General features: G+C 55.1%; 21 protein-coding genes and 2 tRNA genes. 2 read left to right on the top strand and 21 right to left on the bottom strand.

Features of this window, described 5'->3' with window-relative positions; genetic code table 11:
- Positions 1-56: 56 nt before the first annotated feature.
- The 5 genes from Q371_RS06315 to Q371_RS25435 all read right to left on the bottom strand — a co-directional run bounded on the left by Q371_RS06315 (position 57) and on the right by Q371_RS25435 (position 4441).
- On the bottom strand, positions 57-749 hold the full coding sequence (locus Q371_RS06315; protein ID WP_034337729.1) for a metallophosphoesterase: 693 nt from the start codon (positions 747-749) through the stop codon (positions 57-59).
- A 45-nt stretch (positions 750-794) separates the two neighbouring features.
- Positions 795-871 (bottom strand) — tRNA-Pro (locus Q371_RS06310).
- Positions 872-891: 20 nt separating this feature from the next.
- Positions 892-1338 carry a regulatory protein RecX gene (locus tag Q371_RS06305; RefSeq protein WP_157442565.1) on the bottom strand — a complete coding sequence of 149 codons (447 nt, stop codon included), beginning with the start codon at positions 1336-1338 and terminating at the stop codon, positions 892-894.
- A gap of 26 nt (positions 1339-1364) precedes the next feature.
- Positions 1365-2687 carry an MATE family efflux transporter gene (locus Q371_RS06300; RefSeq protein WP_034337723.1) on the bottom strand — a complete coding sequence of 441 codons (1323 nt, stop codon included), beginning with the start codon at positions 2685-2687 and terminating at the stop codon, positions 1365-1367.
- Positions 2688-2821: 134 nt separating this feature from the next.
- A complete protein-coding gene (locus Q371_RS25435; protein WP_051963466.1) occupies positions 2822-4441 on the bottom strand; it encodes a leishmanolysin-related zinc metalloendopeptidase in 1620 nt (539 codons plus the stop codon).
- Between the two features lie 856 nt (positions 4442-5297).
- Here Q371_RS25435 and rpsT point away from each other — a divergent pair.
- A complete protein-coding gene (rpsT, locus tag Q371_RS06290) occupies positions 5298-5573 on the top strand; it encodes a 30S ribosomal protein S20 (RefSeq protein WP_034337721.1) in 276 nt (91 codons plus the stop codon).
- Positions 5574-5623: 50 nt separating this feature from the next.
- Here rpsT and Q371_RS06285 read toward each other — a convergent pair whose 3' ends face one another.
- From Q371_RS06285 to Q371_RS06210, 16 genes are all read right to left on the bottom strand, one after another.
- Entirely contained in the window at positions 5624-6544 is a 921-nt protein-coding gene (locus Q371_RS06285; protein WP_034337719.1) for a lipase family protein, read from the bottom strand.
- A gap of 53 nt (positions 6545-6597) precedes the next feature.
- On the bottom strand, positions 6598-6948 hold the full coding sequence (locus Q371_RS06280; protein WP_034337716.1) for a histidine triad nucleotide-binding protein: 351 nt from the start codon (positions 6946-6948) through the stop codon (positions 6598-6600).
- Entirely contained in the window at positions 6917-7894 is a 978-nt protein-coding gene (meaB, locus tag Q371_RS06275) for a methylmalonyl Co-A mutase-associated GTPase MeaB (RefSeq protein WP_034337713.1), read from the bottom strand. Before meaB ends, Q371_RS06280 begins: the two co-directional genes overlap by 32 nt.
- Positions 7881-10016: a methylmalonyl-CoA mutase gene (gene scpA, locus Q371_RS06270; protein ID WP_034337710.1), complete on the bottom strand. Its 2136-nt coding sequence runs from the start codon at positions 10014-10016 to the stop codon at positions 7881-7883. The genes meaB and scpA overlap by 14 nt, the downstream gene beginning before the upstream one ends.
- Positions 10017-10164: 148 nt before the next feature.
- A complete protein-coding gene (locus tag Q371_RS06265; protein WP_157442564.1) occupies positions 10165-11400 on the bottom strand; it encodes a hypothetical protein in 1236 nt (411 codons plus the stop codon).
- A gap of 134 nt (positions 11401-11534) precedes the next feature.
- Positions 11535-11951, bottom strand: coding sequence for a hypothetical protein (locus tag Q371_RS06260; RefSeq protein WP_034337706.1), 417 nt, complete (start codon positions 11949-11951; stop codon positions 11535-11537).
- Positions 11952-11990: 39 nt separating this feature from the next.
- Positions 11991-13871, bottom strand: a complete 1881-nt coding sequence (locus Q371_RS25430; protein WP_157442563.1) for a PAS domain-containing sensor histidine kinase — start codon at positions 13869-13871, stop codon at positions 11991-11993.
- 165 nt (positions 13872-14036) lie between these two features.
- Positions 14037-14336, bottom strand: coding sequence for a hypothetical protein (locus Q371_RS06250; RefSeq protein WP_157442562.1), 300 nt, complete (start codon positions 14334-14336; stop codon positions 14037-14039).
- A gap of 161 nt (positions 14337-14497) precedes the next feature.
- A complete protein-coding gene (locus Q371_RS06245; protein WP_034337701.1) occupies positions 14498-15499 on the bottom strand; it encodes an ABC transporter ATP-binding protein in 1002 nt (333 codons plus the stop codon).
- Complete coding sequence (locus Q371_RS06240) at positions 15496-16512, bottom strand: ABC transporter ATP-binding protein (RefSeq protein WP_034337698.1); 1017 nt, start codon at positions 16510-16512, stop codon at positions 15496-15498. Before Q371_RS06240 ends, Q371_RS06245 begins: the two co-directional genes overlap by 4 nt.
- Positions 16513-16767: 255 nt before the next feature.
- On the bottom strand, positions 16768-16989 hold the full coding sequence (gene secG, locus Q371_RS06235) for a preprotein translocase subunit SecG (RefSeq protein WP_034337695.1): 222 nt from the start codon (positions 16987-16989) through the stop codon (positions 16768-16770).
- Positions 16990-17005: 16 nt separating this feature from the next.
- Positions 17006-17088: transfer RNA gene (locus Q371_RS06230), tRNA-Leu, on the bottom strand.
- A 102-nt stretch (positions 17089-17190) separates the two neighbouring features.
- Positions 17191-17661 carry a hypothetical protein gene (locus tag Q371_RS06225; protein WP_157442560.1) on the bottom strand — a complete coding sequence of 157 codons (471 nt, stop codon included), beginning with the start codon at positions 17659-17661 and terminating at the stop codon, positions 17191-17193.
- A 210-nt stretch (positions 17662-17871) separates the two neighbouring features.
- Complete coding sequence (gene queF / locus Q371_RS06220) at positions 17872-18282, bottom strand: preQ(1) synthase (protein ID WP_084571270.1); 411 nt, start codon at positions 18280-18282, stop codon at positions 17872-17874.
- Positions 18283-18288: 6 nt separating this feature from the next.
- A complete protein-coding gene (locus Q371_RS06215; RefSeq protein ID WP_034337689.1) occupies positions 18289-19512 on the bottom strand; it encodes a transcription antitermination factor NusB in 1224 nt (407 codons plus the stop codon).
- A gap of 164 nt (positions 19513-19676) precedes the next feature.
- On the bottom strand, positions 19677-19946 hold the full coding sequence (locus tag Q371_RS06210; RefSeq protein WP_034337686.1) for a stage V sporulation protein S: 270 nt from the start codon (positions 19944-19946) through the stop codon (positions 19677-19679).
- Between the two features lie 463 nt (positions 19947-20409).
- Here Q371_RS06210 and Q371_RS06205 point away from each other — a divergent pair, with 463 nt between their 5' ends.
- Entirely contained in the window at positions 20410-24891 is a 4482-nt protein-coding gene (locus Q371_RS06205) for a glutamate synthase-related protein (protein ID WP_084571269.1), read from the top strand.

The following is a 24891-nucleotide window of genomic DNA, read 5'->3' as shown; positions in this document are numbered from 1 at the left end:
CCTTGCTCAACACTGCCAACTCAAACCCAGCATTGGACTTGAGGATGGAAAAGCTCTCAATCTTCCAGCAAGATTTTAGGCACGAACTTCAAGGCATCCGCAGCCACAAAATGCAAGGGAATCCCACACCAGTGCTTGATCAATTTTTCCTGATTGACCCCATGCAAATGACCATAAAGGACCCCATCTGGACGGTATTCCTCAATCAGTCGGGTGAAACCGTTGGGTTCAAATGCCGCATTGGTGAGGGGATAATGGAACATCACCAAGGTTTTCTGGCCTTCCAGTTTGCGGGCAGCTTCCAGCGTCAGGCGCAAGCGCTCCACTTCACGAAGGTAAATTTTTTCATCCTCGGGTTTGAAGCCTTCGGTGCCGGGGGTGACCCAACCACGGGTTCCGCAAATCACGGTGTCGCCAAAACGGATGGCATCGTTCTGCAAAGCATGCATCCGGGGGGGCAATGAAGCACGCAGTTTGGAAATGGCCGGCCACCAGTAATCGTGGTTGCCTCTGGAAATCACTTTGGTTCCGGGCAAAGCAGCGATGTCCTGCAAATCCAGCAAGGCGTCCTTGAGGTGCATGGCCCAAGAGATATCGCCGGGAATCAGGACCAGATCGTCATCCGAGACCGTTTCACGCCAGCGCTCAAAAAAGACCGCAGGATGACCTGCCCACCCCGGACCAAAAATGGTCATGGGTTTGGGGGTGTGGCGGGAAAGGTGGGGATCGGCAATCGCTAAAATTCGCATGTGGGTGTCCTATAAAAAATCCCCCCAGCGACTCTGGAGGGTTGGTGGTCGGGGCGGCGAGATTCGAACTCACGACCCCTTCGTCCCGAACGAAGTGCGCTACCAGGCTGCGCTACGCCCCGTGACCACGGCAAGGGGTAGTTTACCCGTCCAGATCAGCGATGTCAAGCTGAAAAAGCCCTTTCAAAAGCGTAAGCACTTTACCGTATTCAAAGCCCCGACGCACCAGAAAACCCACCGCACGACGGAAACCTTTCTCGCCATCCTTTTGCCATTTGGGCAAATTGCGCTCGATGAGGTCCCGGAGTTCCTGCTCCTCGGTGTCATCGTCCCGGAGGGTCCGGGCACTGGCTTTGACCCCTTTTTCATACAGTTTCTGCTGGATGTAACCCCGTCCCACCCCACGCTTGCGGGCCAGAGATCGGGCCACCTCCTGATCGTTCAGGTAACCGTATCCTTTGAGAAGGTCAATCAGGAGGTCCATCTGCTCGGGGGTGGCTTCCCGTTTTTTCAGGCGGGTGCGGAGTTCATGCTCGCTGAGTTGCCTCTGGGCCAGAGCACGAAACGCATACGCTTTGAGGCGGGCCATCTCTTCTTCAGGATCAAGGGGTTTTTTTACAGGGTCTTGGTTTTCCACCGTCCACTCCAGAATCTCCACAGGTAAATCAGGGCAATTGAGGCAATGTAAATCAGGGCTCCGGTCCAGGCTCCCTGTACACCATACCCGTTTTCGGTGAGCAGGTATGCAGGCAAAACCAGCAAAGTCCACGAGCCGATCACCGTCACCATCATGCGGAATCGGGTGTCCCCTGCCCCAGAGAGCGCCCCACCCAGAATGATGGCAATGCCGTCCACCACCTGATAGAGCGCCATCACCCGCATGATGGTGACACACAGGGCGATCAACTCTGGATCCGAGGTGAACAGTTTCACCAGAGGCACCGGCACAAAAATGAAAGCCAGAGCCACCAGGGTCATGAAACTTCCGCCCAAGATGGTGCCCCTCCAGCCGACTTTCTGCGCCGTGGGCACGTTCTTTTCACCCATGTATCGGGAAACCAGACTGCCTGTGGCGGCTGAAAGTGCAAATGCAGGCATGAACCCGAAACTGGCCATCTGGTTGGCAATCTGCGAGGCCGCCAGTTCAAGGGTCCCAAGTCTGGAAATGATGGTCATGAACACCGCAAAGCCGGCCACTTCAGACAGGTCTGCCAGACCCATCGGAATCCCCAGTTTGAAGGTGCGCAAGGTGTCTTTCCAACTGGGCCAGAGGGGACGCATCCTTCCATGCAAATGAAAAATCAAGGCAAAACTGATCAAGCACTGCACCACCACGGCAATGAAAGCCCCCCACCCTGCTCCAGCCACACCCCAGCCAAAATGGAAGATGAACACATAGGCCAGACCGGCATTGAGGAGCACCGTGAACCAGCTCAACATCAGGGGGACACGGCTGTTTCCCACGCCCAGAAAATATCCGACGTTCAAAATCACCAGCAAGGCAAAAGGCGTTTCCCAGAGGCGAATCCGTGCATAGGTCAGCAGGGCTTTGGCCAGCTCTGGATCGGGATTGGAGGCTTGCACAATCAGGTTGAGCAAGGGTTGTCCGGCCAGCATGATGAACACCGCCAGAAGCAAGGTGAGCGTGAAGTACACCCCGTACCATTTGCGCATGTCCTGAGGCTGGTTTGCACCAAAAGCTCGGGCCACAAAAGTGGTCACCGAGTTGGTGTAACTGCGGAACAGCAAGGTCAGGGTGAAAGCGTACATCCAGCCCAGACCCACAGCCCCCACCTCCACTTCTCCGAGCCTTCCCATGAACAGGGTGTCGGTCACCCCGATCATGGAGTAGGCAAGGTTGGAGAGCATGAGGGGCCAGGCCAACTGGGTCAGTTGGGCGGTCAAACCGGATTTGGAAGAAGTGGGAGCCGTCGTCACCGGGTCAGCCTAACACCCCAGGGTCGACCTTGGAAAGCGCTTTCATGCTTAGTGGAGCCTTTCACCAGACCCATTTTGAATCGTTTCGAGCAAAACCAGAGAAACCCACCAGAAGTGGGCTTCCTTTTGCTTTTTCACTGAACTGGCAGAGGTTTGGGACGCAAGAACTCTTCTTTGATCTCCATTCCATGCACATCCATGCCTTGCTTGATCAGGGATGGAAGGGTGTAGGCATCCGCAGCGTTCAAATTCACCTGATACCCAAGGTCCTGCAAGGCCCCAACCGTCAGTGTGCTGAGGGGCATCGGCCCATTTTCCACAAAGCCAGTCATCAGTTCATGGTCAAAACGGGCTTCTTGCCAGTGGCCACATTGGGTTCCTGCGCCATACTGGTCTTCCACGGGCACCGGTCCAGAGCCCCCCAGTGCTGCATGTTGCTGCATGGCCTGTGCCCCACCAAACACCACTGAGGTGGCCTGCAAACAATCCAACCCACCGTTGTGCGAGAGCAGTTCATCCCATTTGTAAAGGGTTCCGATGCCCAGCACATGGCCCATTTCATGCAGGATCACGTTTTCAAGGGTTCCAGAGGCCTCCATCTGGGCAAGGTCTGCAACATCAAATTGCATGATGCCTGTGATGGGAAGCTCGGTCCTTGGACGCACATACTCTGGTCCTGCACGGCCCAGAATCCCTCCCACCCCATCCATGTTGACGGCACTTACGGAGATCTCCAGGTCATCCACATTCAGGATGCGACCTCCACCCACATCAAAATCGGTGAAGTCCTGCAAGCCTGCCTGAATCACCCCCTCCCACCTGCGGGCTGCAGATTCAAACAGGGCCTTCTGACTGGAAGACAGCAAAGTTCCAGCAGGATGGGTCACCTGAATGTTGTATGGCTCTGGGAGGTCCAGATCTTCTGCATAAGACGCAATCACCGAAAAGCTGAACGGATCCTGTGCTGGAGTGGCTGCCATTGGAAACTTCACCGAAAAAGTCAGGATTTTGCTCTGGCCGGGGTAAAATTCTCCATCCAGAGTCCAGCCCAGAGGTTTGGGCTCCAGAGAGAGACCTGTTGGAGCCTCAGGAAAGAAAAATTCCACATCCAGTCCGTCTCTGAACCGGGCACCTTCTGACACAGGTCTCGGGGCGTCGTTCTGGTAATCGTATTCATAGAGGGGACCGGGGACCAGCACATGTGCTTTTGAACTGGCATCTGTTCCGTCATAGAATTTCACACTGCGGAAAATGGTGTCTGATGGGGTGGGCTGGGTGGTGTTGTTGGAAGGGTTGCCATCCAGATCATCCAGATTGACCCCCACAAAAGTCAGGTTGTGCAGGGTGCGTCCAGTGTTGTTGGTGACCCGATATGCGGCATTCAGGTAACGGATGCCGGTTCTGCGCACTGTAAAAGTGCTGTTGGAGAGGGCTTGAAAAACCAACCCTGAATCCACCACACGCAAATTCTGCTTGGACACACCCGAGGTCAACATCTTGACTGTGCTGGTGGGCTGCGGGGTGTTCAATTGCTGGAATTCAAATTCCACCAGATGGGCAGGCAGAAGGGTGGGGTGGGTCTTTTCAGTTTTTTCCTGCGGCAGGGCAGCAGGAGCATTGCAAGCCACCACCAGCACGGCAGCAGCGAAGGTCCAGAGGTGTTTCAACGGACACTCCTTGTGGGGATCCAGAGTGGGGCAGGGCACATCAAAGATCTCTGGTGGGTTTTTGGAGAACGCGTCGATGATCTGCATCAGATCATCCGATTTGCTTCATGATAACCTGCAGCAGATTACAGGTTTCCCACATTTGATTTTTATTTTTCTCATTTTATTTCGAATTTACGGTGATTATTGTTGCATCATGAGCAATCTTAATGATTTATACTTCAGTAACAATTGCAGGATTCTCGCTTCATTTGCACTTTTACGCTTGAGATCACACATTCAGGAGGATTCCATGAAAAAAACCGTTGCAGCATCACAATCCCAAGACCAACATCAAAATCCCAAGACCAACATCAAAACAACCCTGTGCAGGCGTTACCAAACGCCATGAGCAAAAAAGGCTATCAGGCTCCACAATTGGTCTCTCAAGGCAAATGGAACCGGATCACCACGCAGACTGGAAGTTTTCCAGTCTGAAGACTGCCTCCCTCCTTCCCAGGGTGAACGCAAAGTCTGAAGTTTGGCAGGCCGACTGAGAAAGCGGTCAGCAGTCAGCCATCAGTGCTCAGTGAAAAGCGGATCCAGAGGCTTTTTCTTTCGAGAGCAGCAAGACCCAAAGGCCAAGCTCCATCAGGTTTGGCAAGCTCAACTGACTGGAAGAAGACTTTCCTTCTGGCTGACGGCTGAACGCTGAGGGCTGACGGCTCTTTCTGTTTGCATCGCCCGAACAGCGACTTTGCGTCTACCCTGACCTCCTTTCCACCAGAGCTTGAAAAAAAACGCATGTTGAGCTACCATTTAAAGGCTTGTGTATTTTCGAGTGCACAGGTGCACCCATCAACGCGGGTGCGCGCAGTGGGGCAAAGCCCTTCAGCGCTTCGGTTTCCAGAGTTGACCTGCAGGAAACCGCCCCGACACCAGCTCGGGAGAAAGAGAGCACCACATGCCTTTACGTCACCCATCTGCCCAGAAGCGTCACCGCCAGAGCCTCAAGCGCCGCCAGAACAACCGCTCCAAAAAGAGCGCCATCAAAACCTTCAGCAAAAAAGCTGTTGATGCTGCTGTGAGCGGAGCCGAAAACGCCGTGGAACTCCACCGTTTTGCCGAGAGCCTGATCGACAAAGCCGCCAAAGGCAGCACCCTGCACAAGAAAGCCGCTGCTCGCAAAAAGAGCCGTCTGGCCAAGCGCTTGAACAAAACCGCTCAAGCTGCTCAGTAAATCTTAAAGTTCAAAAACACCGGAGCAAAACTCCGGTGTTTTTTGTGTTTTCAACCCAAGAGGTTTTTCTTGAGTGCCAGCAGCAACTCTGGCGTTTTCCAGTAAATGCCATGGGTGTAATAATATCCCTGCAACAGTTCTGTGAATCCGCCTTGAGGTTTGACCTGCACATCTTCCACCCCTGTCCCATCTGACAGCACAAACATCTTGGAAGCCACAAAAGACAAGGGGTCCAGAGGTTCCCACAAATTGATCCAGCGGTAAAGGGTGGCAGGCATGGGAATCGGACGGCCCTGATATGCAGGAATGGATGTTCTCGGATCGGTCAGGTGAAAGTAAGCAAACTGGCTGCCAAAGGTGGTCAGCGATTTGGCACACAGGGGACTTTTCTTGCGGATGATGGTGTCTAACGCAATCACCCCTCCCAGAGAATGGGCCACCACATGCACTTTTTTGCGCGAGGTTCCATACCCGATCTGCTGGACATCAAAAGCTTTGAGCACCTCCCAGATCCGGGCCTGAATGATGCTCTGGTTTCGCTGGTACACCATGATGTCTCCCAGAGAGGTGGTGACCATGTGTCGGTTCTCAACCCTCAGGGTCTGGTACTGCTGCGCCATGTAAGACCTCAGCACCTCACCTGCTGCCTGATTGAGTGCCGTTTCAAGTTGCGCTTTGATGGGAGCAGCGAACAAGGCAGGCAACCTGTTCACGGCCTGCATCAAGGGTCCAAGGTTGGCTTGATCCAGTTGGATTTCAGGGATCTGCAAAGTGGGCATGGGTTCCAACGCTGGCATGCAGGCATCAAGGTCATCGGTGCGGGCAGCCAGATCCCCCCAGAACACGGGCAAAAATTGAAATTTCCTCTGGCCTGTGAATTGCTCAAAATCTTTCTGAAGCTGTTGCACTTCCTGTTCAAAACCTGCTTTGTTGCGGTTCCCAATGCCGTGAATGACCAGTACAGGTTCCATGTTTTCTCCTCAAAAAAACCTGCCCGAGGGCAGGTCCGTGCAAAAGGTTGGCTTCATTGGGCAGCTTCGGTCAGGTGATCGGCTTCAGAGCGTTCGTCCCAGCCCCCCATGATGTGGATGTGGGTGTGGAACACCACCTGTCCGCCTCCAGCACCGACATTGACCACCAGACGGTAATCCTCCAGAAACTGTCTGGCCACCGTGTTGGCGGTCAGGAACAATTCGCCCATGTGCTGTGCGTCTTGAATGGCATCCAGACGGGCAGAGAACTGCTTGGGGATGACCAGCAGGTGCACGGGGGCTTTGGGGGCAATGTCTTTGATGGCAATGAATTTATCGTCTTCAAAGACGATCTGGGAGGGGATTTCACGGTCAATGATTCTCTGGAAGATGCTTTTCTCCATGGGTGTCCTCCAAAAGCAAGTGTGCGGCAGATACCGGGTCCATTTTGCCTGTTCGGGCCTGTTCCTGCAAGGACGCATACAGCAGAGGGTCCATCTGCTCCTGAAAATGCTGCCACACCAGAGCGTGCAGGTGTTCCTCAAACCAGCTTTGTTGCTGGGCTTGCCGCTTGGCAATGATGTCCTGCAAGTGGGCTTCACGCAACCCTTTCAGATGCTCCCAGACCAGAGCAATGTTGTGGTTTTGAAGGGCACTGGTCTGCATCACTTTCGCTGTGGACTGCTGCAACTTCAATGCCCCTTCAAGTTGCGCCTGTGTCAGGTTGGCTTGCTCTGGCAACAGGTCCGCTTTGTTGATCAGGATCAGGTCCACCATTTCCATGATGCCCCGTTTCACGGCTTGCAGGTCATCTCCTGCATTGGGCAAGGTCAGCAACACAAAGCAGTCGGTGAGGCGCGAAACCACCGTTTCAGATTGCCCCACACCCACCGTTTCAATCAGGATCACATCAAAACCCGCTGCATCACAGGCCAGCATGACTTCGCGGGTGTGCAACGCCACCCCTCCCAGAACCCCTGCGCTCGGACTGGGACGGATGAATGCAGAGGGATGGCTTGAAAGCCGTTCCATGCGGGTCTTGTCTGCCAAAATGGACCCTCCTGAAAGGACAGAACTCGGGTCCACGGCCAGCACTGCCACCTTCAATCCCTGCTCAATCAGGTGCAGGCCGAAACTTTCAATGAAGGTGCTCTTCCCCACCCCCGGCGTGCCCGAAATCCCGAGCCGAAAAGCCTTTCCCGTGTGGGGCAAGATGTGCTGCAACAGGACTCTGGCCTCCTGCTGGTGTGCTTTTTTCTGGCTTTCCAGCAAGGTGATGGTTTTGGCCAGTGCCCTCCTCTGGCCTTGCAGGAGGGCACCCAGCAAAGGATGCAGTTCAGGACTGGACATCTTGCAGCAGGTTCAGCAGGTCCTGTGCAGCGTCCATCACCACAGTGCCCGGTGTGAAAATGGCAGACACGCCCGCTTCATAAAGGAAATGGTGGTCTTGCGGTGGAATCACCCCTCCAGCCACCACTTTGATGTCTGTGGCCCCTTGCTTGTGCAGTTCTTCAATCAGGGCAGGAACAAGGGTTTTGTGACCTGCGGCCTGCGTGGACACCCCCACCACGTGCACATCGTTTTCGATGGCCTGACGTGCAGCCTCCTCTGGGGTCTGGAACAGGGACCCGAGGTCCACATCAAAGCCCACATCGGCCAGTCCAGTGGCGATCACTTTCGCTCCACGATCATGCCCATCCTGCCCGAGTTTCACCACCAGAATGCGGGGTCTGCGCCCGGTGCGCTCTTTGAACGTTTCCGTCTGTTTTCTCAGGTCTGCAATGCGGTTCTGGTCTCCGTAATGGTGGGCATACACGCCCGTCATGCCCCTCACTTCGGCGCGGTAACGTCCAAAGGCGTGTTCCAGAGCGGTGCTGACTTCCCCGACAGTGGCACGGACCCGCATGGCATCCACTGCAAGGGCCAGCAAGTTGCCTTCTCCAGAGATTCCAGCCTGTTCCAGTTTTTGCAAGGCATCACTGACCAGAGCGGCATCTCGGGTGGCACGGATATCTTTCAGGCGGGCGATCTGCTGTTCACGCACTTTGACGTTGTCGATTTGCAGGACGTCCACAGGGGTTTCGCTGTCCAGTTTGTACTTGTTAACCCCCACAATCACGTCCTGACCACTGTCAATGCGGGCCTGTTTGCGGGCTGCACTTTCTTCGATGCGAAGTTTCGGAATGCCTTTTTCAAGTGCTCGGGTCATGCCCCCGAGCTCTTCGATTTCCCTCAGGATGCCTCTGGCCTCCTCTGCGAGGTCGTGGGTCAGTTTTTCCATGAAGTAACTGCCCCCAAAAGGATCCACGGTGTGGGTGATGTCGGTTTCATCCTGAATGATGAGCTGGGTGTTGCGGGCAATCCGGGCACTGAATTCGGTGGGCAGGCCCAGAGCTTCATCGAAGGCATTGGTGTGCAGGGACTGGGTGCCTCCCATCACAGCAGCCATGGCTTCGATGGTGGTGCGGATGATGTTGTTGTACGGATCCAGCGCCGTAAGACTCCAACCCGAGGTCTGGCAGTGGGTCCTGAGGGCCATGCTCTGGGGGTTCTTGGGCTGGAAAGGTTGCAGGAGTTCAGACCACAGCATGCGGGCTGCACGCAGTTTGGCCACTTCCATGTAAAAATTCATGCCGATCCCAAAAAAGAAACTCAGGCGTGGCGCAAAAGCATCAATGTCCAGTCCTTTTTGTAGGGCTGCACGCACATATTCCAGACCATCCGCAAGGGTATAAGCCAGTTCCAGAGCTGCGTTCGCTCCGGCTTCCTGCATGTGGTAACCCGAGATGGAAATGCTGTTGAATTTGGGCATGTGGTGCGCGGTGTATTCGATGATGTCTGAAACAATCCGCATGGAGAATTCCGGCGGATAGATGTAGGTGTTGCGCACCATGAACTCTTTGAGGATGTCGTTCTGGATGGTTCCAGAGAGCCTGTCTTGTGTGACGCCCTGTTCTTCTCCTGCCACGATGAAAGCCGCCAGAACCGGCAACACCGCCCCGTTCATGGTCATGGAGACACTCATCTGGTCCAGTGGAATGCCATCAAAGAGGATTTTCATGTCCTCAACGGAATCGATGGCCACCCCTGCTTTGCCCACATCTCCAGTCACTCTGGGATGGTCAGAGTCGTAGCCCCGGTGGGTGGCAAGGTCAAAGGCCACCGAGAGTCCTTTTTGACCCATGCGCAGGTTTTCACGGTAAAAGCGGTTGGAGTCTTCTGCTGTCGAAAACCCTGCATACTGCCGGATGGTCCACGGGCGATGGGTGTACATGGTGGCCCGCACCCCTCTCGTGAAGGGTGGAAGGCCGGGGAGGGTCCCGAGGTGCTCCAGATCCTGCACATCCTGCTCAGCGTACAGGGGCTTGATCCGCACACCTTCCGGGGTTTCTCGGGTCAGGGTTTCCGGGTCGTTGCCACGCAGTTCTTTGCGTGCCAGTTCCTGCCACTGCTGCATCGTCAATTTGTCCATAAGTCTAGACAAAATATAACCCATTTCAGCCAGAGAAATGACCTGTTCCCCTGCCAGTGAAAGGACATGCATCCTCAGACAGATTCGCACCCAAAACAACAAAAAATCCCAGAGTGCAATGCTCTGGGATTTCTGATGGAGATCCGACTTATTTGTAGATCTGGGTGATGGTGTAGCTGTATGTGCGTTTCTCGCCAGCGTTCAGTTTGGGCTCCACCAGCACCCCTTCGGTGGTGGACTTGACGTTGCCTTTGATCTCAAACTTGCCGTTCAGCATGTCTTTGAACTGGGCCTGCACCGCACGTTTCTTGTTGTTCTTCAGGGTGAGGGTGACATTGAACACCGCTTTGCTGTCACTCTGGGACACGGTTTTGACTTCGCGTTTGAAGCTCACATCGGCGTCCTGCCCGAGGTTCAACTGGGTTTCTTTGTTGGCGGTCAGGTCGGGAATCTGGGCTTGACCCACAATGCGACCATCTTCACGCACGGTCACGGTGCCTCTGGGCAGGAACTCGGTGCTGGTGAATTTGTACATGCGGCTCAGGTTGCCTTCGGTGTTCTGGGGGTAGAAGTAACTGGTGGCAGACACAAAAGAAGTCACTTTGGTCTGGGGCTTCACGAAAGGCAGGGTGTAGGTGCCTCCCACTTCCAGCGTGAAAGGCTGACTGAGGTCGTAGCGGTACAGACCACCCGATTCACCCTGAGCAATCACTTCATTCGCTGCAGCTTTGTCCATCATGCCTGCAGTGACAGGAGCTGCCATCGGACGGGGGTAGTAATCCTGTTGCAGGTTCACATCGCCACCAAACAGCTCGGTGCGGTCCACGGTGATTTTGCGTCCGGTGTTGTTGCGGATGTCGGCCCAGGCATTGAAAGTATGCCCATTGTCAGACAGGTTCAGGTTGTAACGGGGGCTCCAACTGATGCCCTGCGTCAGGTAACTGAGGGTGGCGTTGCCCCCTTTGGAAAGCAGGAAATCCACACGGAGGGCAGGCTGCTCTGGCAGGGTCAGGTACTCGATGTCTCTGGGATCGGCGTAGAAGTAACGTCCGGTTTTGAGGTCTTTGAGGAGCAGGTCATTGGCCCGCACAACTTCGGCCTCGACCAGTTCAGTGCCTTTTTTGACCAGCACCTTCTGACCTTCCAGACTGTTCAGCACTTGCTGGCTGGTCTGGGTCAGGACATCCACACCTTCAAGGGTCAGACTGCCAGGAAGAATCAGGCCGTATTGCTCCAGAGGAAGGGTCAGGCTGTATTTGTCACCCACCTGTACGTTTTCACGGATTTCACTGAACCCGGGGTAAATTCGCAAATCAGCGGCGTGTGCAGCAGTCATCAGGCCAAGGGCAATCAGGGTGGTGTGTTTGATCATGTTCGCTTTCATGAGAGTAGCTTACCGTCCTTTCGTGAAGTTGATTACAGACACAGCTTCAGGTTGAATTAAGGTAAGGCTTCATTCAGTGTTCAGAATCCAGAAACATTTCCATGACAACCCCCAAAAATACAAATCCCACAACCTCAAATCACATGACGAAGCAACTGGGGGTGCTGTTCTTGAATGTCTTGCAGTTCTTCTCGGGCCTCATCTTCGGTGTGGCGGTTGTTTCTCAGGCCTTTTCCCACTGCACGGAGTTGGCCAGCACAGGCTTCTGCGGTGGTCAATCGTTCCGTGAGCCTAGACTGTTGAACCATGGTGGTGCACAGTGTGGACAGCAAGGTCAGCAGGCTGACAGCCCCACAGGTGATGGTCCAACCTGTTTTGCCTTCACCCACAATGGCCCCCTGTTTGATGGCTGCGTAAGTGGCAATGGCTGTTGCCAGAAAACCACCCAGGGTGCTGATGGTGGTCAGGGTGTTGTATTTGCGGCGCATGCCCTGAATGTGGTTTTGCACATGCTGCAATTCGTCACGGACGCGGTCTGCAATGCTGGTCATGGTGGTGCCTCCCCCGAGGTGCTTTAGACCAGTGTACGGTCAAGCCAGCACCGGCAAGGTGACCACTGCCGTTGTACCCACTCCAAGCTGGCTTTCCAGCCAGATCTTGCCCCTGTGTTCCTCCACAATCCATCTGGCAATGGACAGTCCCAATCCTGAGCCGCCCGGATCAGGCATGCCATGTTGTGTGGTGTCTGCACGGTAAAAACGCTCGAACACCTTTTCCAGATCTTCAGACGGAATGCCAACCCCGGTGTCTGAAATGCGCAACTCAACCAGAGTCCCGTTGTTCTTCAGGTCAATGGTGATGGTGCCCCCCTCGGGGGTGTATTTGATGGCGTTGCTGATGAGGATCACCACCAACTGCTTCAGGCGGTCCGGATCTCCAAGCACCTTGCAGGCATCCATGGCACCCATTTGCATGTTGCGGTCTCCACGCGTGCGCTCCAGCTCACGGAAAGCATCCTGCAAGAGAAAATCCAGACGCACATCGTCTTCAATCATGAGCAGGTCGGTGTTGCCTCTGGCCATCCCGAGCAGGTCTCCCACCAATCGGCCCAGTCGGGTGGCCTCACGGTGGCAGTCTTGCAGGATCTCCAGTTTCTCTTCCTCTGGGATGTGGGGGTAGCGCAGCAGCACTTCCAAGTTCCCTTGAATCCCCGCCAAAGGGGTTTTGATTTCATGGGAGGCTTCCGAAACAAAACGTTTCTGGGTTTCCATCAGGCGCAGCAGTTGCTGCTCGCTGGCTTTGAGGGCCAGTTCAAAGTTTTTGCGTTCGGTGATGTCCACATTGGCACTCAGGGAGGTGAGGGCATGGCCCGAGGCATCTCTGGAAAAAATGGTGGTTTTGCCATAAATCCAGCGCCATGAGCCATCCCGGTGACGCATGCGGAATTCCCTTTCCAGCACTTCGCCATCCTGCAGGTTGGGCACCGTTTGGTAATGGTGGTACAAGGCAGGCACATCTTCTGGTGGAAACAGTTGAACCACTTCAGCTTCAGACATGGCGTCCAGTTCGGTCAGGGTGTGGCCAACGATTGCTGCAGCGTGGTTGTTGGAAAACAAGGTTTTGCCAGTCTGCAAATCGCGCACATTGATCACCGCAGGCACCACTTCGGTGATGCGACGCAAAAACTCCTGACTTTCCTGCAATTTCTGCTCGGCTTTCTTGCGTGAGGTGATGTCCTGTGTGGCACTGCCCACCCCGAGCACCTTTCCATCCTGAGCCCAGACCGGAAAATAGGTGATTTGCCAGTAAAGGGCTTCTTGACCTTCCAAAGGATAAAGGCTCTGGTATTCCAGAGGAATCACCTTTCCACTTTCAAAAACCTGATCGATCAAGGGCTTGACCTGTTTGAAAGTCTCTGGAAAGAGGTTTCCCAAGTGGGCATCTTGATAATCTGCACAGGTGTACCGGGTTCCTTTGGCCAACTGGGGATTGACCACCCGCATGTGGTATTTTTCATCCAACAAAGCCAGACCCACCGGAACATGCTCAATCAGCCCTTCCAGCAGAGCTTTACGCTGGTCCACAGGCTGCACGGTTCCCAGCCATGCCAACACTTCCCCATCCACCATTACAGGAGAAACCTGCATCTGGTAAGGCAGATGTTCCCCTTGAGGACTGCGAACACGGAACTGCATTTCAAAGGTCTCTCTGAAGGCCATTCGATGCTTGCAGTGCTCCAGAACCCAAAGTCGATCTTCTGGACACAACAAATCGCTGTGCTGCTCTGGTTGGATGTTTTCCAGAGCGAAAGCATGGATCAGGTGTTGATTGTAGACACACTCACTGCCATCAGGTGTGGCCAGCCATGCAGGATCTGGAATGGCGTGCAACATCTGGGACACGGGAATCCGGCCCAAGGTCATTTGCTCTGGAATCATGGAGGGTCCTTTGTGGTGGGTGGGGACACCCACACTGCTGCATGCAGTGTATCCGATTCATCTGACACACATCACCATCACATGCGCTTCTGGTGCAGAGATGAAGATTGTTAAGGCTTGACCGAATAAACATCCATCAAACAGTTCACATCCCCAAGGTCTCTGGGGATGTGAACAGAGGTGGTTGGTTTTTTGCGTTCAGTTGAGAACCACAGGAAGGGCTTCAGCTTCTTCCAGACTGTGGAACACCAGACAGTTGTTGTTGGTGGGAACAAGGGACAGGCGGGTGCGAACCCGGATGTGACGGATGTGCTGGTTCATGTCGGTGCAGGGACCACTGTAAACCCAGTAGTACGCCTGACGCAATGCTTCCAGCTTTTCCCCTTCAGGAAGACGGATTTCTCCAGCGACGAATTTCATGCTGCCTTCCATCCCGAGCATCTGCACGGTGCCAGTGACCGGGATTCCATTGATGGTTCCGAGGTGTTGCTGAATCACAACCAAAGTGTACCTGTAACACACCTGAAGAACTGTGTGAACTCTTGCGATGATATGGATTTGCAAAGCATATTCGCAAAACATGTACCAGAGCATTGTTTTTCTGGTGACCAACACATGAAAAGGGAGAGGCAAGCCTCTCCCTTCAAATGCACTGGATTTTACAGGATGTCGTCGCGGATGCAGGCTTTGAAGTGGCCGGGGGTCACTTCACGGAGCTCGGGCACTTTGGTGGCACAATCCGCGATGGCATAGCGGCAACGGGTGCGGAACACACAACCACTGGGGGGGTTGATGGGGCTCGGGATGTCCCCTTCCAGAATGATGCGTTCACGCTTGACGGTGGGGTCAGGAATGGGCGCAGCCGAAAGCAGGGCCTCGGTGTAAGGGTGCTTGGGGTTCTGGTAAAGTTCACGGCTGGTGGCAATTTCCATCACTCGACCGAGATACATCACGATCACACGGTCACAGATGTATTCCACCACGGCCAGATCGTGGGCAATGAACAGCACGGTCAGGTTCATTTCCTGTTGCAGGTCTTGAATCAGGTTCACCACCTGTGCCTGAATGGAAACGTCCAGAGCAGAAACCGGCTCGTCTGCCACGATGAAGCTGGGATCCACAGCCAGAGCCCGGGCAATTCCGATGCGCTGACGCTGACCGCCCGAAAACTCGTGGGGGTAACGGCGCATGTGCTCGGGAAGCAGACCCACCCGTTTGAGCAGGTTGCCCACCCGTTCGGTGCGCTCTTGCGGGGTGCCGATGCCGTGGATTTGCAGGGCCTCGCCGATGATGTCGGCGACAGTCATGCGGGGGTTGAGGGATGCAAAGGGGTCCTGGAAGATGATCTGCATCTTCTTGCGGTATTCACGCATCTGTCCTTTGGACAGTTTGGTGACATCCACACCTTCGAATTTCACTTCACCTGCAGTGGGTTCGATCAGGCGCAGAATGCTTCGTCCGACGGTGGTTTTGCCCGAGCCAGACTCGCCCACCAGACCCACCACTTCTCCGCGTTTCAGGCTGAAGGACACATCGTCCACAGCCTTGACGTTGGCCACCACTCTGGAGAAGATGCCTCCACGGATGGGGAAGTATTTCTGCAGGTTTTTCACTTCCAACAGGGGTTGGTTGTTGTTGGTGTCTTTGCTGAGTTGGGTCATAGTTCTCTCCAGCGGATGCAACGGGACATGTGGCCGTTCCCGGTGTCTTCGAGGGGAGGTACAGCCTTGTTGCAGTCTTCAACCATGAATTTGCAGCGGGGAGCGAAAGCGCATCCGGGGGGCAGTTTCAAGGGGTTGGGCACGTTTCCGGGAATGGCTTCAAGCTTGCGCTTCACGCCAGTGTCTTCGGATTGGTAATCCACTCGGGGAATGGAGTTCAGGAGGCCCATGGTGTAGGGGTGCTTGGGGGCTTTGAAGATTTCGACCACGTCGCCTTCTTCAACCACCCGTCCGCCGTACATGACCACCACACGGTCGGCCATTTCGGCCACCACACCCAGGTTGTGGGTGATGAACAGGATGCTCATGCCGATTTCTTTTTGCAGTTTGCGCATCAGGTCCAGAATCTGGGCCTGAATGGTCACGTCCAGAGCGGTGGTGGGCTCGTCGGCAATCAGAAGGGCAGGGTTGCAGCTCAGGGCCATGGCGATCATCACACGTTGACGCATCCCCCCGGACATCTGGTGGGGGTATTCATTGACGCGCTTGCGGGCAGCAGGGATGCCCACAAATTCCAGCATTTGAACGGCCACTTCCATGGCGTCGTTGCGGGATTTGTTCTGGTGCAACATCACGGCTTCGGCGATCTGGTCCCCGACGGTGTACACCGGGTTCAGGCTGGTCATGGGCTCCTGGAAGATCATGGAGATGTCGTTTCCACGGATCTTGCGCATGGTGGCTTCGTCCAGCTTGGTGATGTCTTTTTGTTGCTTGTCCTTCCCGGTGAAGAGGATCTCCCCTTCCACAATTTTGCCGGGAGGACTTTGAATGAGTCGCATGATCGAAAGGCTGGTGACAGACTTGCCCGATCCGGACTCGCCGACGACCGCCAGAGTTTCGCCCTTGTTGATGTGGAAGGTTACCCCGTCCACGCTCTTGACGACCCCTTCGTCCGTGAAAAAGTACGTCTTGAGGTTATTAACAGCCAGCAAGACGTCGCTGGTTGCAGCCATGATTCCTCCTACTTCTGCTTGCGGTGATTGAACAGCACTTCCAGTCATCATAACAGGATTTTCTGAAATGTATACACAGCAGGCAAACTCGTTTCGGGGCACATCTTAACACGAATTGCATCCGATGCAACAACCTCCAGAAGTTTCCTCCCAGACCTCTGGAAAAACAATCTAGACGAATTTTTAAGGGGAGATCAAAAGCATCAACCAACAAAAAACCACCCTTTCGGGTGGTGAATTGCAAACCTGTTGGGTTTATTTCGAAAGGAAGTTCAGAACCAGAGCGAGGACCAGAAAGAATCCTCCGAAAATGCTGGTCATGCGGATCAGGCCACCTTCCATGCCTTTGCCACCGAACAGGTCAGAACCTCCGCCCATGCCACTGGACAGACCAGATTGCTTGGGGGTCTGGAGCAGCACAAACAGCACCACACCGATGGCAGCAACAACATAAAGAATGTAAACCAGAGTCTCCATGGACTTCCTCCATTTTTGGTGCCGGGGAGGGGACTCGAACCCCTACGGTTTCCCGCTCGATTTTGAGTCGAGTGCGTCTACCAATTCCGCCACTCCGGCGCAACAGGGAGTTTAGCACCCAACCGTACAAAATGTCAATCCATCCGCCTGCCTTGGGCATTTCTGAGGCATCCATCACCCTGCCCGACAGGAAAATTCCTTTTACAGCATCTGGCTGGGTCTGGGCAGGTTTTCTTCCTCTGGTTCCTTTTCACGGTGGTAAATGATTCCATCGTGCTGGCGAAAAATGTCCTGGGTTCTTGAGACCTGAATGCTGGTGTCAGCGATCACCACCAGCATCAGTACAGCATCCTGCAACATCAGGCTGTAGAAACCTGCTTCTTCTCTGGTGTAACACAGTTTTTCCAGAGCCTGTGAAAGGTTCTCCGCCTCCACATGTTGCAGACGGTCCGCAAATTGCCCTGTTCCAAACACACCAGCTGCGACAACGGTTTCGCCTACAGGAATGCCAAAAAAACCTTGCTGCTTTAGCACGGCTTGTCTCACCTCTGGCACCACCAGAGACACGTATCCAGCAGGAACAGCTTGATCGCCCAGTTGAACAATGGCCTTTTTGGCCTGCTCCCATTCTTTGAAAACAGCAGTGACAGAGTGCATGTGATCGGTTTTCATGCGTTCTCCTTTCGCTGGAATCCCACCCATGGGTGAGGGCTTCCATGTTGTGGTGTCAGTATGCCATTGCAACTTGAAGGTTCTTTGAACAACACAGGGTTTTTCTTGGGGCTTTGAAAAGCTCTTCCACAGAATGGCTTCAGATGTTGCAAACCAAAGGCAAGGGGCCAGAATCTGCTTTGGATTCTGGCCCTTCAAAAGCAAGGATTTTTACCTTTTCAGTTCACTGACTGCTGTGATGCTGATGCCGCCTCTGGGACGTTGAATCAACTCAACCCGCACTGCGTGGGGAGCAAGGGCTTCAAAGAAATCTCTGGCGATCTTGTCTGAGAGGTGTTCACAGAAGATGCCTGCATCCCTGAGGCCCTGAAAGTACAGTTTGACGCTTTTGCTTTCCACACAGCTCTGGTCTGGCCAGTAGGTCAATTTGCAACTGTAAAAATCAGGCTGACCTGTCACCGGACAGTGGGCATAAATTTCATCGGTATATAAGGTGACTTCCTTGAGGTTCTGGCTCTGGGGGGCCGGGAACACTTCCAATTTGCCGCCGCTGTCGGTGACTTTGCGGCCCAGCATGGTCAGGTTTTCCAGCAATTGAGGGTTGTTGTGCTCTTCACTCATGGCAAATCACTTTACCTTAACCAGACGGGAAACAAAAAAACCATCCACACCATTGAGCGGTACTGTGCGGGTACCCAGAAGGGTCTTCACTGCAGGCACACTCAAATCTGGAGCCTGCACTTCAAACCCGGGGTGACGGGACAGGAAGTCAGAGATGACCTCCTCTGCTTCCAGAGGCAGCACGCTGCACACGCTGTACACCAGTTCTCCCCCATCTGCGACAAATTTGCTGCTGTTGTCCAGCAGGGTCTTCTGAAGGGCAGCCATTTCCTGGGCGTACTCTGGAGTGATCCGCAGTTTGATTTCTGGGTGGGTGCGGATGGTGCCTGACCCTGTGCAAGGGGCATCCAGCAACACTTTGGCGTAGGTTCCCAGATCCTGTGCGACCTTCAGATCGGCTGTTTTAAAAGTGATGTTTTGGCCCAACCTCTGGGCATTCTGTTTGCCCTGCTCGGCTTTGCGGGGGTCAAGATCCACACTGGTGACTTTTGCGCCTTTTTTGGCCAGAAAGGCAGCTTTGATTCCTGTTCCGCCAGCAAGGTCCAAAACGGCTTTGTTCTGCACCTCTCCAAGGGCTTCAATCACACTGTACGAAGCTGGATTGATGGGTTGGGCCTGCCCTTTTTGAAACGCCTTGGTTTTGCGCAAAGAGCTTTGCAGCACCACACGGTCAATCTGTCCAAAGCCGGGCTCGACCAGAGCCTCTTCTTCTTCCAGTTGCCGCACCCCTTTGTCCGAAAGCCAGAGCCACAAAGGGCTGGGCTTCAAGAGGTCTGCAACCACGTCCTGCCACTGGTCTGGATAAGCCTGTTGATAAGCTTCCAGCAACCACTCAGGCATGCTGTAGCTGAGGTCTTCGGTTTTTTCCACTTTCCGCAACACAGCATTGACCAGCCCACCCAATTTGGGGCTGTGCTTTTTGGCCAGCTCGGTGTATTCGTTCACCACAGCATGGTGGGGGGTTTCCAGAACCAGTTTTTCAAAAGCCCCGAGCAACAAAATCACCCAGGTCTCCTTGTGGGGTTTCTTTTTCAAGAGGGGCAGCAACAGGCGTTCAAGGCTCTGTGCATGCCGCAAGGTGCCATAAACCAGATGGGTGAGCAAGCCTGCATCAGAAGGGCTCAGGCGAGCATTCAAGGTCTGGTCCAGCAGTGGCGCAGCATAAGCACCATCCAGCACCTGTTTGAGGACGCGCACCGCCAGTGGGCGCGCAGGGTTAACGGATGACATAAAACCTCCAGCACTCCATTGTAGCAGGGGCCAGAGGAGCGTTCTTTTGGGTCGAAGCCAAAATGTCATGCCACAACATGCTTGGCTCAGCATCAAAAGCAGGGTTGCACCCATGGATGCAACCCACTCAAAACAAGGTGAAATGAATCAGATGCCGTTGATGCTCAGGCGGTTTTGACCCCGGTGATGGCAAAGCGAACGGCTGTGCGCTCTTCGTCTTCCAATTCCAGTTTGACAAACGAAGGCTGGGTGGTGAGATCAAGGTTTTCCGGTTGAATGTAGCCTCGGGCAATTGCAATGGCCTTGACCGCCTGGTTGACCGCAGCAGGACCAATGGCCTGAACTTCGACCTCTCCCTTGGTCCGCAATAAGGCAGCAATGGCCCCGGCAACTGCATTGGGTCTAGATTTGCCGGATACGCGTAACGTTTCCACGAATTACCTCCGCGATGATGCAGAACTTAACGACGAAGTTTATACCCTAATTTAATATATTTCACACCCAATAGCAATTTAAGGTGTCTTGCAGAAAACCACGATGACATCATCGGTTTGGTGCACAATGCAACGCCCCATCTGCTGTTACCCCTATGGGACGCACTGAAATTTACTTGTCTGGACACCAAAAAGGGGGTAAAGTGATGAAGTCAAACCTAACCCGAGGACCCCTCGCTTGCCATGGGAGCAAATGTTGCAGACAGGCCGTGCAACTGCTTCTAGGCAAGCGATTTGCGTACAAATGACACGTGTGTATAATCATAAATCACATTGATGGCAGTCTACCGAGTCTGTAGCAACACCCAAAACCCCTGTTCAGCACAAGGATCCCAGTTGCCTCCAGACAAATTAGACCCCCCGCTACGCCTAAGGAGGAACGATGAAGCACTCGGGTAAGAATATGCATCACTCTGAAAGTCTGTACCGACAGGCCGAGCGTCAAAGACTGGAACCGGACTTCCCCGGCCTCTTTGACGAAATCGAGCACGACGCCTGCGGTGTGATTGCCAGCATCCGCAAAACCGGTGAAGCGACCCACGGAAACATCGTGCGGACCCTCCAGGCCCTTGCCCAGATGGCCCACCGCAGTGGTGAAGTGCGCGGCGAAGGTGACGGTTGCGGCATCCAGACCGACATCCCCAGAAAAATCTGGGAAAACTACCTCGTAGATTCCAAACTCGATGGGAACCTGGCCCACACCCCCGAGTTTTTCGTAGGACACTTTTTCATCCCACAAGGCCAAAACCCCCGTGAACTGCTGGACGCCCTGCGCGTGGCTGGCAGCAAATACGGCACCCAGATTCTGCTGGAGCGTCAGGGCAACACCTACACTCCTGCTCTGGGACCCATCGCCAAACTGACCGAACCCATCTTTGTGCAGGTGGCGGGTCTGGTGCAAGGCGAAACGGCTTGGGACCGTGAATCCAAACTGTTTGCTCTGGGTCTGGAACTGGAAAAAACCCAGCCTGTGCACGTGGTCAGCCTCAGCAGCTTCTCCACTGTATATAAGGTGCGTGGCAGCGCAGAGATCCTTGGGCGTTACTACCCCGAGCTCAACCTCCCCGAGTTTGTATCGGTGATCTCGATTGGTCACAACCGTTACTCCACCAACACCCTCTCCACCTTCGAGCAGGTGCAGCCTTTCTCCATGCTGGCCCACAACGGCGAAATCAACACCATCGACCGTCTGCGCCGTGAAGGCATCCTGCTGAGCATCCCCCTCACCGGTGGTTCTGACTCCCAGGACCTCAACCGCGTGATGGCCGGTTACATCAACACCCGTGGCCTGAGCTTGCTGGAGGCTTTGGAATCGGTATTCCCACCCATTCTTCACGAAGTCAAAGGCTTCAGTGCTCCCTTGCAAGACACCTACATGGGCCTGCGCCTGACCGGTGGTCCTCTGGCTCAGGGTCCTGCTGCCATCATTGCCCGTTACTCCAACGAGTGCGTGTTCTCCGTGGATGCTCTGGGCCTGCGTCCCCTGTGGTTCGGCGAAACCGAGAAGGAATACTTCTGGTCCTCCGAGCGCGGTGTGATTCCCCTCGGAACCATGGTTTCCGATCCCCAGCCTTTCTCCCCCGGCGAGAAGTGCGTGGCCATCGTGGAAACCGGCGTGTCCGTCAAGATCTACGCCAACGAGAACGTCCAGCGCCTGACCCTTGAGCGTGTGCACGCCAAGAACGCTCAACTGACCGGTGCCCGTGAACGCATCTCCGGCCCCCACTGGGAAGCTGTAGACCAGACCCTCCCCGAGATTCCCACCCCTGCCAAAGCCGCTTTCGGCTGGGACAAATGGGACGAGAACTATGTCGATTCCATCGTGGAAAAAGGCGTAGAGCCCATCTCCTCTCTGGGCTTTGACGGTCAAATGCCTGCCCTGCGTGAAGAGAAACCCAACCTCGCAGAGTTCTACAAAGAAACCGTGGCTGTGGTGACCAACCCCGCCATTGACCGCGAACGCGAAATCGAGCACTTCTCCACCCGCCTGATCACCGGTCGCCGTCCTTTGCCTGGAAGCGCAGAAGGCCACAGCGTTGAACTGCTCACCCCTGTGCTGGCCCCCACCGCAGCTCTGGCCAAGAAGCACGGCACCCTGACCATTGCCAGCCTTGAAGCCGAACTGCAAACCGCGTTCGTGGTGCCCAACCTGAAATCCGACGAAGGCATCAAAGACGCTCTGGTTCGCTTGAAGGCCAACGCACAGGAAGCCGCACGTGGTGGTGCAGGCCTCGTGGTCATCGACGACACCAGCCTGTACCAGAACGGTGAAGCTGCTCTGGACATCACTCTGGCTGTGGGAGCCGTGGAAAAAGCCCTCACCGAACTGCGCGACGAGGAAGGCATTTCCCTGCGCCGCAAACTCGGTCTCGTGGTGCGCTCCGCACAGGTCCGCAACCTGCACGACATTGTCTTGCTGGTCGGTCTGGGCGCAGAAGGCGTCGAACCTACTATGATGTACGTGCTCAATCCCGAGGAAGCCGCTCAGGACAAACTGATTGGTGGCCTCACCAAGGGTGCCGAGAAAGTCATGAGCACCATGGGCATCCACGAACTGCGCGGTTACGGCCACATCTTCTCCAGCTTGGGTCTGAAAGACGATCTGGCCAACGAGATTGGTGTGCGCAACTTCTGGGGCTCCAAGAAGAAAGGCTACGGCCTCTCTGAGCTGGAAGCCACCCTCAAGAAACGCCTCGCCAAATTCCAGGCTGGCAACGCCAACCTCGAGCGCGATGTGCGTTTCAACCCCCGTCTGTTCAAAGCGGCTTTCCAGCTGTCCAACGGCGAAATTGAGCCTCAGGACTACTCTGCCCGCATCAAAGCACTGGAACTGGAAATGCCTCTGGCTGCCCGTCAACGTCTGGAATTCAATGTTCCCGAGGGTGTGCAGGCTGTGGATCCCGAAACCGTGGACCTTGCCGTTGGTGGTCAGTCCCTGCCCTTCGTGATCAGCGCCATGAGCTTCGGTTCCCAGAACGAAACCCCATTCCGGGCCTACGTGGAAGCCGCCAAGCGCCTCAACATCATCGCCATGAACGGCGAAGGTGGAGAGATCCCCGACATGGTCAACAAGTACAACCACTGGCGTGGTCAGCAGGTGGCCTCTGGACGCTTCGGTGTGTCCTCCAGAATGCTGAACTCCTGCGCTGTCATCGAGATCAAAGTGGGTCAGGGTGCCAAACCCGGCGAAGGTGGACACCTCCCCGGCAAAAAAGTCACCGCCAAAGTGGCTGCTGCCCGTCACGCCGTTCCTGGTGTGGACCTGATCAGCCCCTCCAACAACCACGACGTTTACTCCATTGAAGATCTGGCGCAGCTCATCGAAGAGCTGAAAACCGTGAACCCCAACGCCAAGATTGATGTGAAGATCCCCGTGGTTCCCGGCGTGGGCACCATCGCTCTGGGTGTGGCCAAAGCAGGCGCACACATCATCACCCTCTCTGGTTTTGAAGGTGGTACGGGTGCTGCTCGTATGCACGCCCTGAAGTACGCTGGAATGCCCGTCGAGTTCGGTGTGCGTCAGGCCCACAAGATGCTGGTCGCCGCAGGCATGCGTGACAAAGTGGAACTCTGGGCCGACGGTGGCGTGAAAACCGCTCTGGACGTGGCCCGTCTGGTTGCCCTCGGTGCCAACCGCACCGGATTCGGAACCCTGTCCATGGTTGCCATCGGATGCACCATCTGCCGTGGATGCCAACTGGACACCTGCCACGTGGGCATCGCTACCCAAGTGGAAACCAAAGAGCAGGCAGACGCCCACCACATGAAGCGCTGGGTGCCTCGCGAACTGCCCCGCGAAGTCGAACGCCTCACCACCTTCTACACCGCCCTCGGTGAAGAACTGAAGAAAATTGTGGCTTCTCTGGGCCTCTCCAGCCTTCAAGAGCTGGTTGGACGCACCGAGTTCCTGCAATACATGGGTGAAGACGAACTCGACATGAGCGATGTGCTCTCCCCTGTCGAGCAACCCGCTGGCTGGGCCAAACTGGGTCGCCGTGTGGTGCACAAGCCCCTCAACTACATGACCAAAATGGTCAGCGACTGGGTGGCAGACGTTCTGGACGAAGAGGAAATCATCTATCGTGATGGTCCTGTCGCCAGCACCGAGCGTGCCCTCGGCACCCACCTGGTGGGCACCCTGCAACGCAAAACCAAGATCAACACCAAGCGTGTGAAACTGCACTTCGAAGCCGGATCCATCCCCGGAAACGGTCTGGGCGCTTTCAACAACGCTCCTGTGGAAATTCTGGTCGATGGTGGCGCACAAGACGGTGTGGGCAAGTCCTCTCTGGGCGGCAAAATCACCGTACTCAAAGGCAGAAACCACCAGGGTCAGCGTGTGGACGGCTCTGTGGGCAAATCCTTCGCCTACGGTGCCATCGGCGGACGCTTCATGATTCAAGGGAATGCCGACAGCCGCTTCTGTGTGCGTCTCTCCGGTGCCGATGTGGTGCTTGGCGGAGAACTCCGCGGTCCTGTGGACGACTCCCTCGGCATGATTGCCACCCGAGCCAACGCCAAAGGCTTTGCCTTCGAGTACATGACCGCAGGCCGTGCAGTGGTGGTCGGCGATCCCGGTCCCTGGATCTGCTCTGGCATGTCCGGTGGGGTGATTTACAGCCGTTACGCTCCAGAGAAAGGCCTGGATGACGCTGCCCTCAGACGCCGTCTGGCCAAAGGCTCCAGCGTGGTCGTGCTGCCCCTGAACCCTCAGGGCATGGCAGACATCCGTGAACTGCTCGGGGATTACCATGATGCCCTGATCAAGTCTGAACAGCACAGCGCTGCACGCCGTGTGGCCGAACTGCTCGTGGATCCTGCACAGCACTTCAGAATGATCATTCCTGCTGCGCAAACGGTGGATCAAACCGTCGCCACAGAGTAA

It is taken from the genome of Deinococcus misasensis DSM 22328 (genome assembly GCF_000745915.1).
GTDB classification, from domain to species: Bacteria; Deinococcota; Deinococci; order Deinococcales; family Deinococcaceae; genus Deinococcus_C; species Deinococcus_C misasensis.
The sequence above is the reverse complement of the archived record's forward strand: the minus strand, read 5'-3'. Positions and strand labels throughout refer to the sequence as shown.

Bases quoted from the DNA above. Each gene is read 5' to 3' on its own strand.
- Q371_RS06315 (WP_034337729.1), bottom strand. From the start codon at position 749: ATGCGAATTTTAGCGATTGCCGATCCCCACCTTTCCCGCCACACCCCC.
- Q371_RS06305 (WP_157442565.1), bottom strand. From the start codon at position 1,338: ATGGCCCGCCTCAAAGCGTATGCGTTTCGTGCTCTGGCCCAGAGGCAA.
- Q371_RS25435 (WP_051963466.1), bottom strand. From the start codon at position 4,441: ATGCAGATCATCGACGCGTTCTCCAAAAACCCACCAGAGATCTTTGAT.
- rpsT (WP_034337721.1), top strand. From the start codon at position 5,298: ATGCCTTTACGTCACCCATCTGCCCAGAAGCGTCACCGCCAGAGCCTC.
- Q371_RS06285 (WP_034337719.1), bottom strand. From the start codon at position 6,544: ATGGAACCTGTACTGGTCATTCACGGCATTGGGAACCGCAACAAAGCA.
- Q371_RS06280 (WP_034337716.1), bottom strand. From the start codon at position 6,948: ATGGAGAAAAGCATCTTCCAGAGAATCATTGACCGTGAAATCCCCTCC.
- meaB (WP_034337713.1), bottom strand. From the start codon at position 7,894: ATGTCCAGTCCTGAACTGCATCCTTTGCTGGGTGCCCTCCTGCAAGGC.
- scpA (WP_034337710.1), bottom strand. From the start codon at position 10,016: ATGGACAAATTGACGATGCAGCAGTGGCAGGAACTGGCACGCAAAGAA.
- Q371_RS06265 (WP_157442564.1), bottom strand. From the start codon at position 11,400: ATGAAAGCGAACATGATCAAACACACCACCCTGATTGCCCTTGGCCTG.
- Q371_RS06260 (WP_034337706.1), bottom strand. From the start codon at position 11,951: ATGACCAGCATTGCAGACCGCGTCCGTGACGAATTGCAGCATGTGCAA.
- Q371_RS06245 (WP_034337701.1), bottom strand. From the start codon at position 15,499: ATGACCCAACTCAGCAAAGACACCAACAACAACCAACCCCTGTTGGAA.
- Q371_RS06240 (WP_034337698.1), bottom strand. From the start codon at position 16,512: ATGGCTGCAACCAGCGACGTCTTGCTGGCTGTTAATAACCTCAAGACG.
- secG (WP_034337695.1), bottom strand. From the start codon at position 16,989: ATGGAGACTCTGGTTTACATTCTTTATGTTGTTGCTGCCATCGGTGTG.
- Q371_RS06225 (WP_157442560.1), bottom strand. From the start codon at position 17,661: ATGAAAACCGATCACATGCACTCTGTCACTGCTGTTTTCAAAGAATGG.
- queF (WP_084571270.1), bottom strand. From the start codon at position 18,282: ATGAGTGAAGAGCACAACAACCCTCAATTGCTGGAAAACCTGACCATG.
- Q371_RS06215 (WP_034337689.1), bottom strand. From the start codon at position 19,512: ATGTCATCCGTTAACCCTGCGCGCCCACTGGCGGTGCGCGTCCTCAAA.
- Q371_RS06205 (WP_084571269.1), top strand. From the start codon at position 20,410: ATGCATCACTCTGAAAGTCTGTACCGACAGGCCGAGCGTCAAAGACTG.